13 protein-coding genes and 1 pseudogene are annotated in these 12,970 nt (G+C 64.1%); 9 read left to right on the top strand and 5 right to left on the bottom strand.

The window, feature by feature from the left end; all coding sequences use genetic code 11:
• Positions 1-50: 50 nt before the first annotated feature.
• The 4 genes and pseudogenes from PO883_RS03200 to PO883_RS03185 form a co-directional block, all read right to left on the bottom strand.
• Positions 51-647: a hypothetical protein gene (locus tag PO883_RS03200; protein ID WP_289308466.1), complete on the bottom strand. Its 597-nt coding sequence runs from the start codon at positions 645-647 to the stop codon at positions 51-53.
• Between the two features lie 263 nt (positions 648-910).
• Positions 911-2,587: a hypothetical protein gene (locus PO883_RS03195; RefSeq protein WP_289308465.1), complete on the bottom strand. Its 1,677-nt coding sequence runs from the start codon at positions 2,585-2,587 to the stop codon at positions 911-913.
• Positions 2,588-2,787: 200 nt separating this feature from the next.
• Positions 2,788-3,135 carry an energy transducer TonB gene (locus tag PO883_RS03190; protein ID WP_289308464.1) on the bottom strand — a complete coding sequence of 116 codons (348 nt, stop codon included), beginning with the start codon at positions 3,133-3,135 and terminating at the stop codon, positions 2,788-2,790.
• An 80-nt stretch (positions 3,136-3,215) separates the two neighbouring features.
• Positions 3,216-3,341 (bottom strand): annotated as a pseudogene (locus PO883_RS03185) (SDR family oxidoreductase); the annotation flags it as partial.
• A 17-nt stretch (positions 3,342-3,358) separates the two neighbouring features.
• Between PO883_RS03185 and PO883_RS03180 the strand changes: the two are divergent.
• The 3 genes from PO883_RS03180 to PO883_RS03170 all read left to right on the top strand — a co-directional run bounded on the left by PO883_RS03180 (position 3,359) and on the right by PO883_RS03170 (position 5,703).
• Positions 3,359-3,556, top strand: coding sequence for a hypothetical protein (locus PO883_RS03180; RefSeq protein WP_373890026.1), 198 nt, complete (start codon positions 3,359-3,361; stop codon positions 3,554-3,556).
• Positions 3,557-3,595: 39 nt separating this feature from the next.
• Positions 3,596-4,447, top strand: coding sequence for an MOSC domain-containing protein (locus PO883_RS03175; RefSeq protein WP_289308463.1), 852 nt, complete (start codon positions 3,596-3,598; stop codon positions 4,445-4,447).
• Between the two features lie 125 nt (positions 4,448-4,572).
• On the top strand, positions 4,573-5,703 hold the full coding sequence (locus PO883_RS03170; protein ID WP_289308462.1) for a diguanylate cyclase: 1,131 nt from the start codon (positions 4,573-4,575) through the stop codon (positions 5,701-5,703).
• A gap of 5 nt (positions 5,704-5,708) precedes the next feature.
• Here the strand turns inward: PO883_RS03170 and PO883_RS03165 are convergent, their stop codons facing one another.
• Positions 5,709-7,694: a monovalent cation:proton antiporter family protein gene (locus PO883_RS03165; RefSeq protein WP_289308461.1), complete on the bottom strand. Its 1,986-nt coding sequence runs from the start codon at positions 7,692-7,694 to the stop codon at positions 5,709-5,711.
• A 231-nt stretch (positions 7,695-7,925) separates the two neighbouring features.
• On the opposite strand from PO883_RS03165, the gene PO883_RS03160 reads away from it, so the two are divergent.
• From PO883_RS03160 to PO883_RS03135, 6 genes are read left to right on the top strand one after another with little or no spacing between them, the layout of a single operon-like run.
• Positions 7,926-8,948, top strand: a complete 1,023-nt coding sequence (locus PO883_RS03160) for an SIS domain-containing protein (protein WP_373890025.1) — start codon at positions 7,926-7,928, stop codon at positions 8,946-8,948.
• Complete coding sequence (locus PO883_RS03155) at positions 8,949-9,479, top strand: HAD family hydrolase (protein ID WP_289308459.1); 531 nt, start codon at positions 8,949-8,951, stop codon at positions 9,477-9,479.
• A 21-nt stretch (positions 9,480-9,500) separates the two neighbouring features.
• A complete protein-coding gene (lptC, locus tag PO883_RS03150; RefSeq protein ID WP_289308458.1) occupies positions 9,501-10,124 on the top strand; it encodes an LPS export ABC transporter periplasmic protein LptC in 624 nt (207 codons plus the stop codon).
• A complete protein-coding gene (lptA, locus tag PO883_RS03145) occupies positions 10,121-10,723 on the top strand; it encodes a lipopolysaccharide transport periplasmic protein LptA (protein WP_289308457.1) in 603 nt (200 codons plus the stop codon). The genes lptC and lptA overlap by 4 nt, the downstream gene beginning before the upstream one ends.
• Positions 10,720-11,478 (top strand): LPS export ABC transporter ATP-binding protein, encoded by a 759-nt coding sequence (lptB, locus tag PO883_RS03140; RefSeq protein WP_289308456.1) that lies wholly within the window; start codon positions 10,720-10,722, stop codon positions 11,476-11,478. The genes lptA and lptB overlap by 4 nt, the downstream gene beginning before the upstream one ends.
• A gap of 2 nt (positions 11,479-11,480) precedes the next feature.
• On the top strand, positions 11,481-12,956 hold the full coding sequence (locus PO883_RS03135; protein WP_167093671.1) for an RNA polymerase factor sigma-54: 1,476 nt from the start codon (positions 11,481-11,483) through the stop codon (positions 12,954-12,956).
• The last annotated feature ends 14 nt before the right edge of the window (positions 12,957-12,970 follow it).

Here is a 12,970-nt window from a genome sequence, read left to right as displayed (position 1 = left end):
TCGTGCAACACCGGGCAAACAACGTTTGCCCGGTAGCGTAAATTTCTGCTTTAGTGGCAAGTACCAAAGACCGCGCCCGTTGCGGCAGCTTGCCGTTGGGCCTCGGCGATGGTGCATGCCAGAACGAAGCTATTGAACTGGTTGAAGGTGCCTGGGAAAACGCAGATGGGATATTGACGCACTGTGCAATTTGGACCGGTGGCATCGGGCGGCGTCTGGAATTTAACTTGTGCGCCCCAGACGGCTACTGTCAATGAGCCGTCATCGCTCAGCGATACGAATGGCGGCGCCATCCCATTCGGGATCATGTCCGTGTTGCTGGCCCACACCGCGTTTTGCGGAATGGTCTCGCCTCGGTAAATGACGAAATTGGCATCATTCTGGAGCACGGCTTGCGTCCCCTGGCGGGCCCCGGAGAACCAGATAGCGTTCGACGGCAATGGCTCGGAGCCGCGATAGACCACCAGATTGCCGTCAGTCGATTGGAAAACGACAAAATAGCGACCGTTGGGAGAGAAATACGGGCGGTCCGGCACCATTGACTCGTTCACATTGAGGACGACCCGGAACGAGGCATGCGCAGCGCCGACGAAGAGCAGCTGCAGCGCCATCAGAGACATCAGGAGAAACTTCACGGTTTTTTTCATGACTGCCTTCGATGCAGGTCAGATTGGACAAGGAGCCAAGGTGCCCGCAGTCGCGGGAGCACGCTTGAACGAAGCCGAGCATGGCACCGGTGGCCCCCGGAATGTCGCATGGGTGATGCGCCTTGCGTATTATATAAATTGTTAGTAAGGCATCATTGATCTTGCTGATCTTTTTATGAAAAATTTCTTGCTTTGTTGCCGCAAAAAAAATGGCGCCGGCGATCTTCATCGCAGGCGCCATTGCCGATCATGCTGCTTTCTCGTCAGGCTTTGGAATCTCCGCCCTCGCTCGCGCGCGGCTTGCGGCGGCGCCGGATCAGCGCACCCAGGCCGATCACGCCACCGAAGGCGATGCCGGCCACCGGCAGCGGCACCAGGCTCGATGTTTTCTGCGGCGGCGTATCGGCGTCGCGCAGCGCTTCAGGGAAGGGGCGCGGCCCGACCGGGACGATTTTCCAGTCGGCCTGGTTGGGCGGCGTACGGTTCATGAATTCGCTGAACGAAAACACCGGGTTCGATCCCATCACGCGGCTCGACGGCACTTGCGGAATGCGCACCAGCACCAGCGCCTCGATATCGTTCTGCAGCTGCTTTTCGTAGGCCGTCAGCTTGCGCGCCTTGCCCTTGGTGGCGCCCACCAGCTGCAGCAGGTCGTTGCCGGCCGCCTCGAACGCCACCGCCGGATACAGGCGCACCTGTTCTTCGGTCAGGTAATCGTAGATCTTGCGCCCGCTGGCCAGGCTCATGTCCTTGGCCGACAGGTAAGCGTACGCGCCCAGCGCCTTGATATTGCTGGTCGGCCCGCGCTGCGGGATATTCCAGCCCAGGCCCTTGAACACGTCCAGGCTGATGCCGGCGCAGTTGGCCTTCGCATGCTGGTAGGTGAAGTCGTGGCGGTAGAAGTGGTTGAACACGCGCTGCACGCCGCCCTGGTAGGCGGCCGCCGTGCGCGCGTTGCTCAATACCGCCACCAGCATGTACGACGGCCGGTAATACTGCTGGCCGCTGTTGAGGTCCATCAGGTAGTTATCCATCGGGACGGGCGCGGCGATGATGCCTTTTTCACTGACCGAATCGAGGTTGTAGAAGTTATTGACGATCCAGTCCGACCACTCGCCCTCGCGGCCAAGGTGGCCGGTGGCGACGGCGAAGTGGCCGCCGTAGGCTTCGTCGTCGTCGCCCTGGGCGCCATTGAGCATCACGCCGAGCACCGGTTTTTCCTGCCACTGGCGGGTCTGGCCGGGTTTGCGCTCCCACAGCAGGCGGGTCGAGAACGGGCTCGATGCGCCGCCGCCTTCCGCGCGCACCCAGGTGGCGAAGGTTTCATCCTTGGCCAGCGGCTGCGGGCGCATCCTGGCCTGGTCGATCGTGAAGTCCTTCGGCCACACGGTGCGCGCGACGAACGACGATTTGCCGTCCGCTTCGCTGTAGGTGCCGCGCATGCGCACTTCGCGCCTGGCGAAGAAGGCGGTGGTCTTGGGGTCCCAGTACGACAGGTTGCTGGCGATCTTGGGCGCCAGCGCCAGGTCGGTCACGGCATCGTCGGTGGTGCGCACGTGGGCGCCGTCCGGCAGGATGTGGGCATCATCGAGAATGTGCGGAGCACCCAGCCACACCAGGCCCGGGAGCGCCAGCTGGTCGCGGGTGCCGTCCGGCGCCCATTCCTTGGTGCCGCGCACGATATCGCCGCCGCGCGTGAAGCTCGATACCGGCTGCGACGGCAGCGGCACGGCCAGCACTTCATTCTTGAAATACCATAAGCCTTGCTTGACCGTGACGCAGTCCGGGCAGTTGCCATTGCTGAGCCGGAACTGCATGGCCGGCACCAGCCCGAGTCGTTCCCCGGCGAGGGCGCTTTTCAGCCCTGCCGGTTCGGTAGCCTGTGCGCCGGATGACATCAGCAGCACACTGGCACCGAGTAAAGAACGGGTTTTCAACATAAGTTGTCCTTGAGCGTGAATGAGTAAAACCGCAAGCTTGCAAATCTACACTGGTTGCGTGACAACATCATGTTTTTAACTGCTTTAAGGCAAGAAAAAGGGTTGGGGAGACACAGTTTCCCGTGTTTCCTTGTGTCAGGGAAACAAGCAGTCTGCTTGTATTTCATTGTCGGCAACACAAGCATGCGCCGGGCGCCGGCTTAATCAAGCGTCCAGGTGTGTTTCATTTTGACAATGTCTCGCGCCGGTTTGCCGTCGAGGCGGCCCGGCAGGAAGCGGCATCTGGACAGTGCCTTGACCGCGGCCTCATCCCACAGGCGGTGGCCGGCGCTTTGCTCGATACGGTAATCGAGCACGCGGCCATCGGGCCCGATGACGAACGCGATCTTGACGGTGCCCACCTCTTCGATGCGCATGCGGGTCGCGGGCCACTGCGGCGCCGGGCAGGAGCCGGCGACAACGGACGCTGGCATGCGGACCGGGGAGGCAGCGCGTGCCTGCGCCGGCTGGGCCAGCAGCAGGCAGGCGGGGAACAGAAAATGACGCATCAATCAGGCTGTGTCCAATATGGAGGTCGGTACGAGGATGCCAATGTACACCAATCGCTTGCCGCCAGCCCGAACCATGTTTACAGCTGGCTCATGCCGCCATCGGGAATCAGCCCGGTGCCGGCCACGAAGGCCGATTCCGGCGCGGACAGATACAGCGCCGCGCTGGCCACTTCGTCCGGCGTGCCGAAGCGCTTGAGCCGCACTGGCCGCTCTGGGCGTGGTGTGCCAGCCAACCTTCCCGATCGGCCCCGACCTGCGCGCCGGGCGCATGGTGGCGCTGCCACCCGGCTACCACCTGCCCGATATCGAGCTGCTGGCGGTATGCCCGAGCCGGCGCCAGCTCCGCGCCAAAGTGCGGGCCATGATCGATTTCCTGGCGGCCGAACTGAGTGGAACGGCGCCATGGGACAAAAACTGAGATAGACTTGTCCCACCTTTCCACTACCGCACAAACACGATGGCGATCCTGTCCGAACTGGTTCTGTACCCGATCAAATCCTGCGCCGGCATCTCCGTGCGCGAAGCCACGCTGACCCGTTCCGGCCTGTCGGTCGACGCGGTGTACGACCGCGAATGGATGCTCATCGATGAAAACGGGCAGTTCCTCACGCAGCGCGAGCATCCGCGCATGGCGCTGATCACGCCGCGCCTGTTGTCGGACACGCTGGAACTGCGCGCGCCGGGCATGCTGCGCCTTGAAATAGCGCTCGGGCTGCCCGACCCGGACCACGAAATCACGCGCGAAGTGACGGTATGGGAAGACACCGTGCTGGCCTACGACTGCGACGACACCACCGCCACCTGGTTCTCGAAGGCGATCGGCGTCCCGTGCCGGCTGGTGCGCTTCCACGCCACCGCCGCCCGTTTTTCGAGCACCAAGTGGACCGGCGGACTGGCCGAGCCGACCCTGTTTTCGGACGGCTATCCCTTGCTGGTGGTGGGCCAGGCCTCGCTCGACGACCTGAATCAGAAGATGCAGGCGGCCGGGCGCGCGGCGCTGCCCATGAACCGCTTTCGTCCGAATATCGTCATCGACGGCATCGACGCCTTCGAGGAGGATTACGCCGACCATTTCGCGCTCGGCGCGGCGCGCCTGAAACCGGTCAAGCCGTGCTCGCGCTGCCCGATTCCGGCGGTCGACCAGGCCAGCGGCGAGCCGGGTCCCGATCCGCTCGACATCCTGAGCACCTACCGCAGCAAGGCCGTCATGGACGACAAGATCTGCTTCGGCATGAATGCGATCGTCACCGACGGGGATGGCGAGCGCCTGCAAGTGGGCCAACCGGTGACAATGACGCTCGCATTCTGAGGCCGCGGCGGCGCTGTTGGCGGCGCCGCCATATGCGATCCGGGTGAATTTTTCGTTTTCAAGGCGGGCTGGATCGCGTAAGGTGGCACTATTGTCGAGGTCGACAGAAAAAAGGTGGGAACCGTATGCATGATCCCGGCGCTCCGGCGCGCGATGTGGAAGCCGAAAACGAGTCCTTGCGCGCGCGCCTGGACTACCTGGTGGAGCAGGCCGAGCGCAATCACGAGATCATGTGCCGGCACCAGGCGTTCGACCTGGAGATCGTCGGTTCCGACAGCTTCCAGGCACTGGTCGGCACCATCTTCCGCAGCCTGCCGGCGATAGCCGGACTCGATATCGTGACACTGAGCCTGGTCGACGAAGATGCCGACATCCGCACCGTGATGGACAAGCTGGGCGTGGACTTCAACGATTTCCCGCACATGATTTTCGTGGACGCGGTGGCGGCGCTGGGCTTCGTGCCTTCGCGCAGCGAGGTGTTCACGGGGCCACCCAAGCCGATGCTGGGGCCTTATCACCCGGCCGGTCACCAGCCGATGTTCCCGCACCAGCCGCCCGGCCTGCAAAGCATCGCGCTGGTGCCGCTGCTGCGCAACAAGCGCCTGATCGGCAGCCTGAATCTGGGTAGCCTGGATGACACGCGTTTTACGCCGGCCATGGCCACCGACTTCATCGAGCACATGGCATCGATCATCGCGATCTGCCTGGAGAACGTGATCAGCAACGAGATGCTCAAGTATATCGGGCTGACCGATTCGCTGACCGGGGTGTACAACCGGCGCTATATCGACCGCCGCCTGCTGGAAGAAATCGGCCGCGCGCGGCGCCAGGCGTACCGCATTTCGTGCCTGTACATCGACATCGACCATTTCAAGCAGGTCAACGACAGTAGCGGGCATCAGGGCGGCGATGAAGTGCTGCGCGAGGTGGCTGCGCGCATCAAGGCCGAGTTGCGCTTGTCGGACGCGCTGGGGCGTTTCGGCGGCGAGGAATTCGTGGTGCTGCTGATCGATGCGAATCTCGACAGCGCGACCCAGGTGGCGCAGCGGATCTTGCAGAGCATTGCCGGGACGCCGTTCATGCTCTCAAGCGGGGAGCGGCTAGCGGTGTCGGTGTCGATCGGGGTGGCCACGCTCGACGATTTCGAGCGCGATCACGCGATCGAGGGCGTGGCGCAGGCGCTGGTGGCGCATGCGGATACGGCGCTCTACAAGGCCAAGGAGGGCGGGCGCAACCGGGTGGTGTCGTTCAACTGACGAGGCTAGTGCAGCAAACGTTCCTCCGCCCGGTTCACAGCATCGGCCGAGCCGCGCAGCACCACCACATCGCCCACTTCGAGCTGCGTGAGCGGCGTGACATCGAGCCGCTCCTTCCCGCGCCGCACCGTGGTCACGTCGGCTCCCAATTCGGCCAGCTCCAGCTGGTCGATGCGCTTGCCGACCGAGGCCGCATCTTCGCGCAAGGTCACCGAATGCAGGCGTACGAACAAGTGCTCCGGATCGTCGCTGGCGTCGCCGGTGCCATGAAAATACCCGCGCAGCGACGCGTAACGCTCGTCGCGCGCACTCTGCACCCGGTGCACCACGCGCCGCAGCGGCACGCCCATCATCACCAGCGCGTGCGAGGCCAGCATCAGGCTGCCCTCCAGCGCTTCCGGCACCACTTCCGCCGCGCCGGCTTTTTTCAGCACATCGAGATCGGTATCGTCATAACTGCGCACGATCACCGGCAAGGTCGGCGCCAGCTCGTGCACCAGGTGCAGCACCTTGATCGCCGACGGCGTGCTGGCATACGTGATCACCAGCGCGCTGGCGCGGTAAATACCGGCCGCCACCAGGCTTTCGCGGCGCGCGGCATCGCCGTACGATACATGCGCGCCGGCCGCCTGCGCTTCCTGCACCCGTTCCGGGTCCAGGTCGAGCGCCTGGTAAGCCACTTTTTCCTCGGTCAGCAAGGTCGCCAGGGTCTGGCCGCTGCGCCCGAAGCCGGCGATGATCACGTGCTTCTGGGTCGACATGGTGCGGCTGGCGATTTGCGTGAGCTGGAGCGACTGCATCATCCATTCGTTGGACGAGACCTTCATCACGATCTGGTCCGACTTGGCGATGATGAACGGCGCCACCAGCATCGACAGCACCATCGAGGCCAGCACCAGCTGGATGATGAAGTCGTCGATCAGATGCGCGCCGGAGGTCAGGTTGAGCAGCACGAAGCCGAATTCGCCCGCCTGCGCCAGCGCCAGGCCGGTGCGGATCGACACGCCATCGGACGCGCCGAACAGCTTGGCCAGCACCCCGATCAGCGCGAACTTGAGCAGCACCGGCAGCACCAGCAGCAACAGCACCAGCCACCAGTTTTCCAGCACCAGGCCGACATTGAGCAGCATGCCGACGGTGATGAAAAACAGTCCGAGCAGGACGTCGCGGAATGGCTTGATATCTTCTTCCACCTGGTGCTTGTACTGGGTCTCGGAAATGAGCATGCCGGCCACGAACGCGCCCAGGGCCAGCGACAGGCCGGCGTGCTCGGTGATCCAGGCCGCGCCCAGGGTGATGAGCAGCAGGTTGAGCATGAACAGCTCTTGCGAGCGGCGCTTGACGACGATGGTGAACCAGGTGCGCATGACCTTCTGGCCGATGAACAGCAGCAGCACCAGCACGATCACCGCTTTCAGGCCGGCCCAGGCCAGCGTTTCGGCCAGTTCCTCGGGCGGCTTGCCGAGCGAAGGAATGAGAATGAGCAGCGGCACCACGGCCAGATCCTGGAACAGCAGGATGCCGATGATCTTGCGGCCATGCTGGCTTTCGAGTTCGAGCCGCTCGGTCAGCATCTTGACCACGATCGCGGTCGACGACATGGCCAGCGCGCCGCCCAGCGCGAACGCGGCCTGCCAGGTGATCTTCAGCGAGGCCGGCAACTGGGTCGAGAGCAGCCACCCGAACAGCACGGTGGCCACGATGGTCAGCACCACCTGGGCCATCCCGAGGCCGAACACGATGCGCCGCATCGCCATCAGCTGCGACAGGGAGAATTCCAGCCCGATCGAAAACATCAGGAAAACAACGCCGAATTCGGCCAGCGTTTCGGTGGTCTTGCTGTTTTCGGCCAGGCCCAGGGCGTGCGGGCCAATCAGGATGCCGACGGCCAGGTAGCCGAGCATGGGCGGCAGGTGCATCATGCGGAAAGCGACCACGCCCAGTACGGCGCTGCCCAACAGAAGGAGGGTGAGTTCTAGTCCTGAAAACATGCGTTGCCGTGTAAAGGAATGGTAAAGGCCGGGCGAAAACACGGGATGACGACCGGGGACCTCGAAAAACCTGCTACGCAACGTCATTTTTGCCCTGCGATGCTCGCCGTACCTTCGTACGGCTGCGCGTCTCGAACAAAACTGACACCGCTCGCTACGGTTTTGCGGGGTTCCCGGCGATTTCTGCGTCTGGCAAGTTTTTTGCTTTCGCAATTCGTTTATACTTCTGCCATGAGTGTAACCCATGAAAAAACAATGCTGAAAGCTTTTGACAAAAACCTCACGCAACGCGCCATGCAACTGGCCCGCGAGACGCTCGAAATCGAAGCGGACGCCATCCGCGCCCTGCACGCACGCCTGGAGACCGACGACAGCGTCGGCCAGGCCGTGGGCCTGCTGATGGAGTGCGGCGGGCGGGTGGTTGTCTCCGGCATGGGCAAGTCGGGCCATATCGCGCGCAAGATCGCCGCCACCCTGGCCTCGACCGGCACCCCGGCCATGTTCGTGCACCCGGGCGAAGCGGCCCACGGCGACCTTGGCATGGTCACCGCGCAGGATGCCTTCATCGCCATCTCGAACTCCGGCGAGACGGCCGAACTGATGGCGATCCTGCCGATCATCAAGCGCATGGGCGCGCCGCTGATCGCCATGACCGGCAACCCGCAATCGAGCCTGGCGCTGCTGGCCGACGTGCACCTGGACGTCTCGGTGGCCAAGGAAGCCTGTCCGCTCAACCTGGCGCCGACCGCCAGCACCACCGTCACGCTGGCGCTGGGCGACGCGCTGGCCGTGGCCCTGCTCGACGCGCACGGCTTCAAGGAAGAAGACTTCGCCCGCTCGCATCCGGGCGGCGCGCTTGGCCGGCGCCTGCTGACCCACGTGCGCGACGTCATGCGCAGCGGCGACGCGGTGCCGAAGGTGAACGCCGACGTGTCGCTGTCGGTGGCCCTGCTCGAAATCACCCAGAAGGGCATGGGCATGACCGCCATCGTCGACGAGGCCCAGCGCCCGGTCGGCGTATTTACCGACGGCGACCTGCGCCGCCTCATCGAGCGCGTGCAGGACTTCACCAAGATCACGATCCGCGACGTGATGCACGCCGACCCGCGCCGCGTCGGTCCCGACCAGCTGGCGGTCGATGCGGTGGCCATCATGGAAGAATTCCGTATCAACCAGATGCTGGTGGTCGACGCCGACGGCAAGCTGGTGGGCGCCCTGCATATCCACGACCTGACCCGCGCGAAGGTAATTTAAATGATCCAGCTCGAACACCTGCAACGCGCCGCCGCCGTCAAGGTCATGATTTTCGACGTCGACGGCGTGCTGACCGACGGCAGCCTGACCTACGGCCCCGATGGCGAAGCGACCAAGACGTTCAATGTGCTCGATGGCCTGGGCATCCAGCTGCTGCAAAAGAGCGGGGTTGCCACCGCCATCATCAGTGCGCGCCAGTCGCCGATCGTGGTGCGGCGCGCGGCCGACCTGGGCATCATGCATGTCCACCAGGGCATCCACGACAAGCGCGTCGCTTTTGCCAAGCTGCTCGAAGCGACCGGCGTGACGGCCGCGCAGTGCGGCTACATTGGCGACGACGTGATCGACCTGCCGCTGCTGCTGCAAGTCGGCTTTGCCGTTACCGTGCCGACCGGCCACCCGGAAGTGCAGTACCGCGCCCATTACGTCACCAAGGCCGGCGGCGGACGCGGCGCCGTGCGCGAAGTGTGCGACATGGTCATGCGCGCGCAGGGCACCTACGAGGCGGCCCTGGCGCCGTACTTCGCCTGATGCCAACCACGGGAGACCACCATGCATAAGCGCACCGCACACCGCTGGCGCCTGACCGCGATCATGGTGGTCGGGACCTTCTTCGCCTTCGGCACCTTCTGGCTGGTCCAGTTGGCGCAAAACGGCGACGCGTCGGTCGATCCGAACAGTTTCAAGAATGAACCCGACTACATCGTCGAACAATTCAGCTTCGTGCGCATGACGCCCGAGGGCAAGCCGCGCTACCTGGTCTCCGGCGCCAAGCTCACGCACCGCCCGATCGACGATTCCTCGGACGTCGAACTGCCGGTGCTGCAGGGTGTCGCGCCCGGCCAGCCGGTCACCACCATCACTTCCCAGCGCGCGCGCATCCGCCACGCCCAGAACCAGGCGGACCTGATCGGCAATGTCAACGTGGTGCGGCCCGAGTCGCCCACCAACCGCGGCATGCAGCTCAAGACCGAAGCGCTGACCGTTTTTACCGACGAAGACCGCATGACCTCCGACCAGCCGGTCCAGGTCACGCTGGGCACCGCCACCATCACCGGGACCGGCATGGACGCGAACAACGCGACGCGCGAGCTCAAGTTCGCCAGCCGCGGGCAGATCGTCTATCCATCGAAAGCGGCGCGCGCAGCGCCACCCATCACAGGTAAACCACAATGAAAAAATTTCTAGCCTTCGCCCTGCTCGGCCTGGCCGCGGCAACCGCGTCCGCCGAAAAGGCCGATGCCGCCAAACAGGCGGTGATCGGTTACGATTCCCTTGAAACCAACGAAGTGACCCAGGTGACCATACTGACCGGGAACGTGGTCGTCACCAAGGGCACCCTGATCCTCAAGTCCGACCGCGCCATCATCAAGGAAACGCCCGAAGGCGACATGTTCGTGACCCTGACCGCCAGCGCCGGCAAGGCCGCCACGTTCCGCCAGAAACGCGACGGCGGCCCGGACCTGTGGATCGAAGGCCAGGCCCAGCGCATCGAATACGATGAACGCAACGACATGATGAAGCTCTTCTCCGGCGCCAAGATCCGCCAGCTGGAAGGCCAGAAGCCGACCAACGAAATCGAGAGCGAATTCATTTCCTACGACAGCCGCAAGGAAGTCTTCGTGGCTCGTAACGACGCCAGCGGCGCCAACAAGCCGGGACAGGGCCGTGGCACCATGATCATCGCGCCGCGCAAGCCGCGCGCGGCACCGGCCACGCCACCGGGCGCAGCGGCGCCAGCACCGGCCACCACGCCAGCGGCGGGAAACCCATGATCGAAACGAAGAATTGCGGCAGCACGCTGATCGTGCGCGGCCTGCAGAAAAGCTACGGCAAGCGCCTGGTCGTACGCGACGTCTCGTTGCAGGTCGACTGCGGCGAAGTGGTCGGACTGCTCGGCCCCAACGGCGCCGGCAAGACCACCTCGTTCTACATGATCGTCGGCCTGGTGCCGTCGGATGCGGGCACCATCGACATCAGCGGGGTCGATATTTCGAGCCTGCCGATCCACCGCCGCGCCACGCTCGGCCTGTCGTACCTGCCGCAGGAAGCGTCGGTGTTCCGCAAGCTGACGGTCGAAGAAAACATCCGCGCCGTGCTGGAACTGCAAAAGGTGGACGGCAAGGCGCTCACCAAGGCCCAGATCAACGAACGCCTCGACACCCTGCTGGCCGACCTGCAAATTGAAAAACTGCGCGAAAACCAGGCCATGACGCTGTCGGGCGGCGAGCGGCGCCGGGTCGAGATCGCGCGCGCGCTGGCGACCAACCCGCGCTTCGTGCTGCTCGACGAACCGTTCGCCGGGGTCGATCCGATCGCCGTCATCGAGATCCAGCGCATCGTGCGCTTCCTCAAGCAGCGCGGCATCGGCGTTCTGATCACCGACCATAACGTGCGCGAAACGCTGGGCATCTGCGACCGCGCCTACATCATCAACCAGGGTGCGGTGCTCGCCTCCGGTCGACCCGACGACATCATCGCCGATGAATCCGTGCGCCGGGTCTACCTGGGCGAACATTTCCGGATGTAGGCATGAAACAGTCCCTTCAACTACGCACCTCCCAGCACCTCGCCCTTACGCCCCAGCTGCAGCAGTCGATCCGGCTGCTGCAGTTGTCGACCCTGGAACTGCACCAGGAACTGGAACAGCTGTTAAGCGACAATCCGCTGCTCGAACGGCTCGACGATCCGCTCGATCATTCGGTGCGCCTGCTCGGTGATGGCGCCATCAGCAGCACCTCGACGCCGACCGAAGCGGCGCCCGAGCCGGGGGCGCAGGATGCGCCGGCGCCGGCCGAAGGCGAAGGCTTCGAGGGCGGCGAGGCGGATAGCCCGGCCAGCAGCAGCGACAACGATGGCGAATGGGGCGACCTCGGCCGCGCCAAGACCTCCGACGACGAGGATTCGCGCCCGCAGCTCGAAGCGTCCGCCACCACCTTGCGCGAGCACCTGATGGAGCAGATGCGCGTGACCGTGCTGGAGCCGCGCGACCGCGCGCTGGTCGAACTGATCGTCGACGCCGTCGACGACAATGGCTACCTGACCGAAACGCTGGAAGAGATCCACGAGCGCATGCCGCCCGAGCTGGAAATCGAAATCGAGGAATTGCGCACCGCGCTGGCGCTGCTGCAAAGTTTCGACCCGATCGGCGTGGGCGCGCGCAATGCGTCCGAATGCCTGGCGTTGCAGATCCGGCGCATGCCGGGCGTGGCGCTGGTGACGCGGCGCATGGCGCTGACCATCGTCGAGAACCATCTGACCTGGTTCGCCCAGCGCGAATTCAACAAGCTGAAAAAAGCGCTCGACTGCGACGACGAGGACTTGCGCGAGGCGCAGACCGTGATCCGCCAGTGCAATCCGCATCCGGGCGCGGAGTTCGCGTCCGACGTGTCGGACTACGTGGTGCCGGACGTGATCGTGCGCAAAGCGAAAAACGGCTGGTCGGTGATGCTCAATAACGACGTCATGCCGCGCCTGCGCGTGAACAGCATGTACGCCGCGCTGCTCAAGCAGGGCAAGGGCGAAGGGCAGATGGGCGCGCAGCTGCAGGAAGCCAAGTGGCTGATCAAGAACATGCGCCAGCGCTTCGATACCATCTTGCGGGTGGCCGAAGCGATCGTCGAACGCCAGCGCAATTTCTTCTCGCACGGCGCGGTGGCGATGCGTCCGCTGGTGCTGCGCGAAATCGCCGACACGCTCGGGCTGCACGAAAGTACGATCTCGCGCGTGACCACGCAAAAGTACATGATGACGCCGCACGGCATGTTCGAGCTGAAGTATTTTTTCGGCAGCCACGTGGCCACCGAAGCGGGCGGCGAAGCGTCATCGACGGCGATCCGCGCGCTGATCGTGCAGCTGACCAGCGCCGAGGATCCCAAAAGCCCTCTGTCGGACAGCAAGATCGCCGACATGCTGGGCGAGCAGGGCATGGTGATCGCGCGCCGCACGGTCGCCAAGTACCGCGAAGCGCTCAAGATTCCGCCGGTCGCCCTGCGCAAGTGCCTGTAGGGCGTTCAGGGTTG

This window comes from Massilia sp. DJPM01 (assembly GCF_030348125.1).
GTDB lineage: Bacteria > Pseudomonadota > Gammaproteobacteria > Burkholderiales > Burkholderiaceae_D > Telluria_A > Telluria_A frigida.
Note: the sequence above shows the minus strand (reverse complement) of the source record. Positions and strands in the feature narration are given on the sequence as shown.

Excerpts from the sequence above, each read along its gene's own strand:
- lptB (WP_289308456.1), top strand. The coding sequence starts at position 10,720 with ATGATCGAAACGAAGAATTGCGGCAGCACGCTGATCGTGCGCGGCCTG.
- PO883_RS03160 (WP_373890025.1), top strand. The coding sequence starts at position 7,926 with ATGAGTGTAACCCATGAAAAAACAATGCTGAAAGCTTTTGACAAAAAC.
- lptA (WP_289308457.1), top strand. The coding sequence starts at position 10,121 with ATGAAAAAATTTCTAGCCTTCGCCCTGCTCGGCCTGGCCGCGGCAACC.
- PO883_RS03135 (WP_167093671.1), top strand. The coding sequence starts at position 11,481 with ATGAAACAGTCCCTTCAACTACGCACCTCCCAGCACCTCGCCCTTACG.
- lptC (WP_289308458.1), top strand. The coding sequence starts at position 9,501 with ATGCATAAGCGCACCGCACACCGCTGGCGCCTGACCGCGATCATGGTG.
- PO883_RS03170 (WP_289308462.1), top strand. The coding sequence starts at position 4,573 with ATGCATGATCCCGGCGCTCCGGCGCGCGATGTGGAAGCCGAAAACGAG.
- PO883_RS03200 (WP_289308466.1), bottom strand. The coding sequence starts at position 647 with ATGAAAAAAACCGTGAAGTTTCTCCTGATGTCTCTGATGGCGCTGCAG.
- PO883_RS03155 (WP_289308459.1), top strand. The coding sequence starts at position 8,949 with ATGATCCAGCTCGAACACCTGCAACGCGCCGCCGCCGTCAAGGTCATG.
- PO883_RS03165 (WP_289308461.1), bottom strand. The coding sequence starts at position 7,694 with ATGTTTTCAGGACTAGAACTCACCCTCCTTCTGTTGGGCAGCGCCGTA.
- PO883_RS03195 (WP_289308465.1), bottom strand. The coding sequence starts at position 2,587 with ATGTTGAAAACCCGTTCTTTACTCGGTGCCAGTGTGCTGCTGATGTCA.
- PO883_RS03175 (WP_289308463.1), top strand. The coding sequence starts at position 3,596 with ATGGCGATCCTGTCCGAACTGGTTCTGTACCCGATCAAATCCTGCGCC.
- PO883_RS03190 (WP_289308464.1), bottom strand. The coding sequence starts at position 3,135 with ATGCGTCATTTTCTGTTCCCCGCCTGCCTGCTGCTGGCCCAGCCGGCG.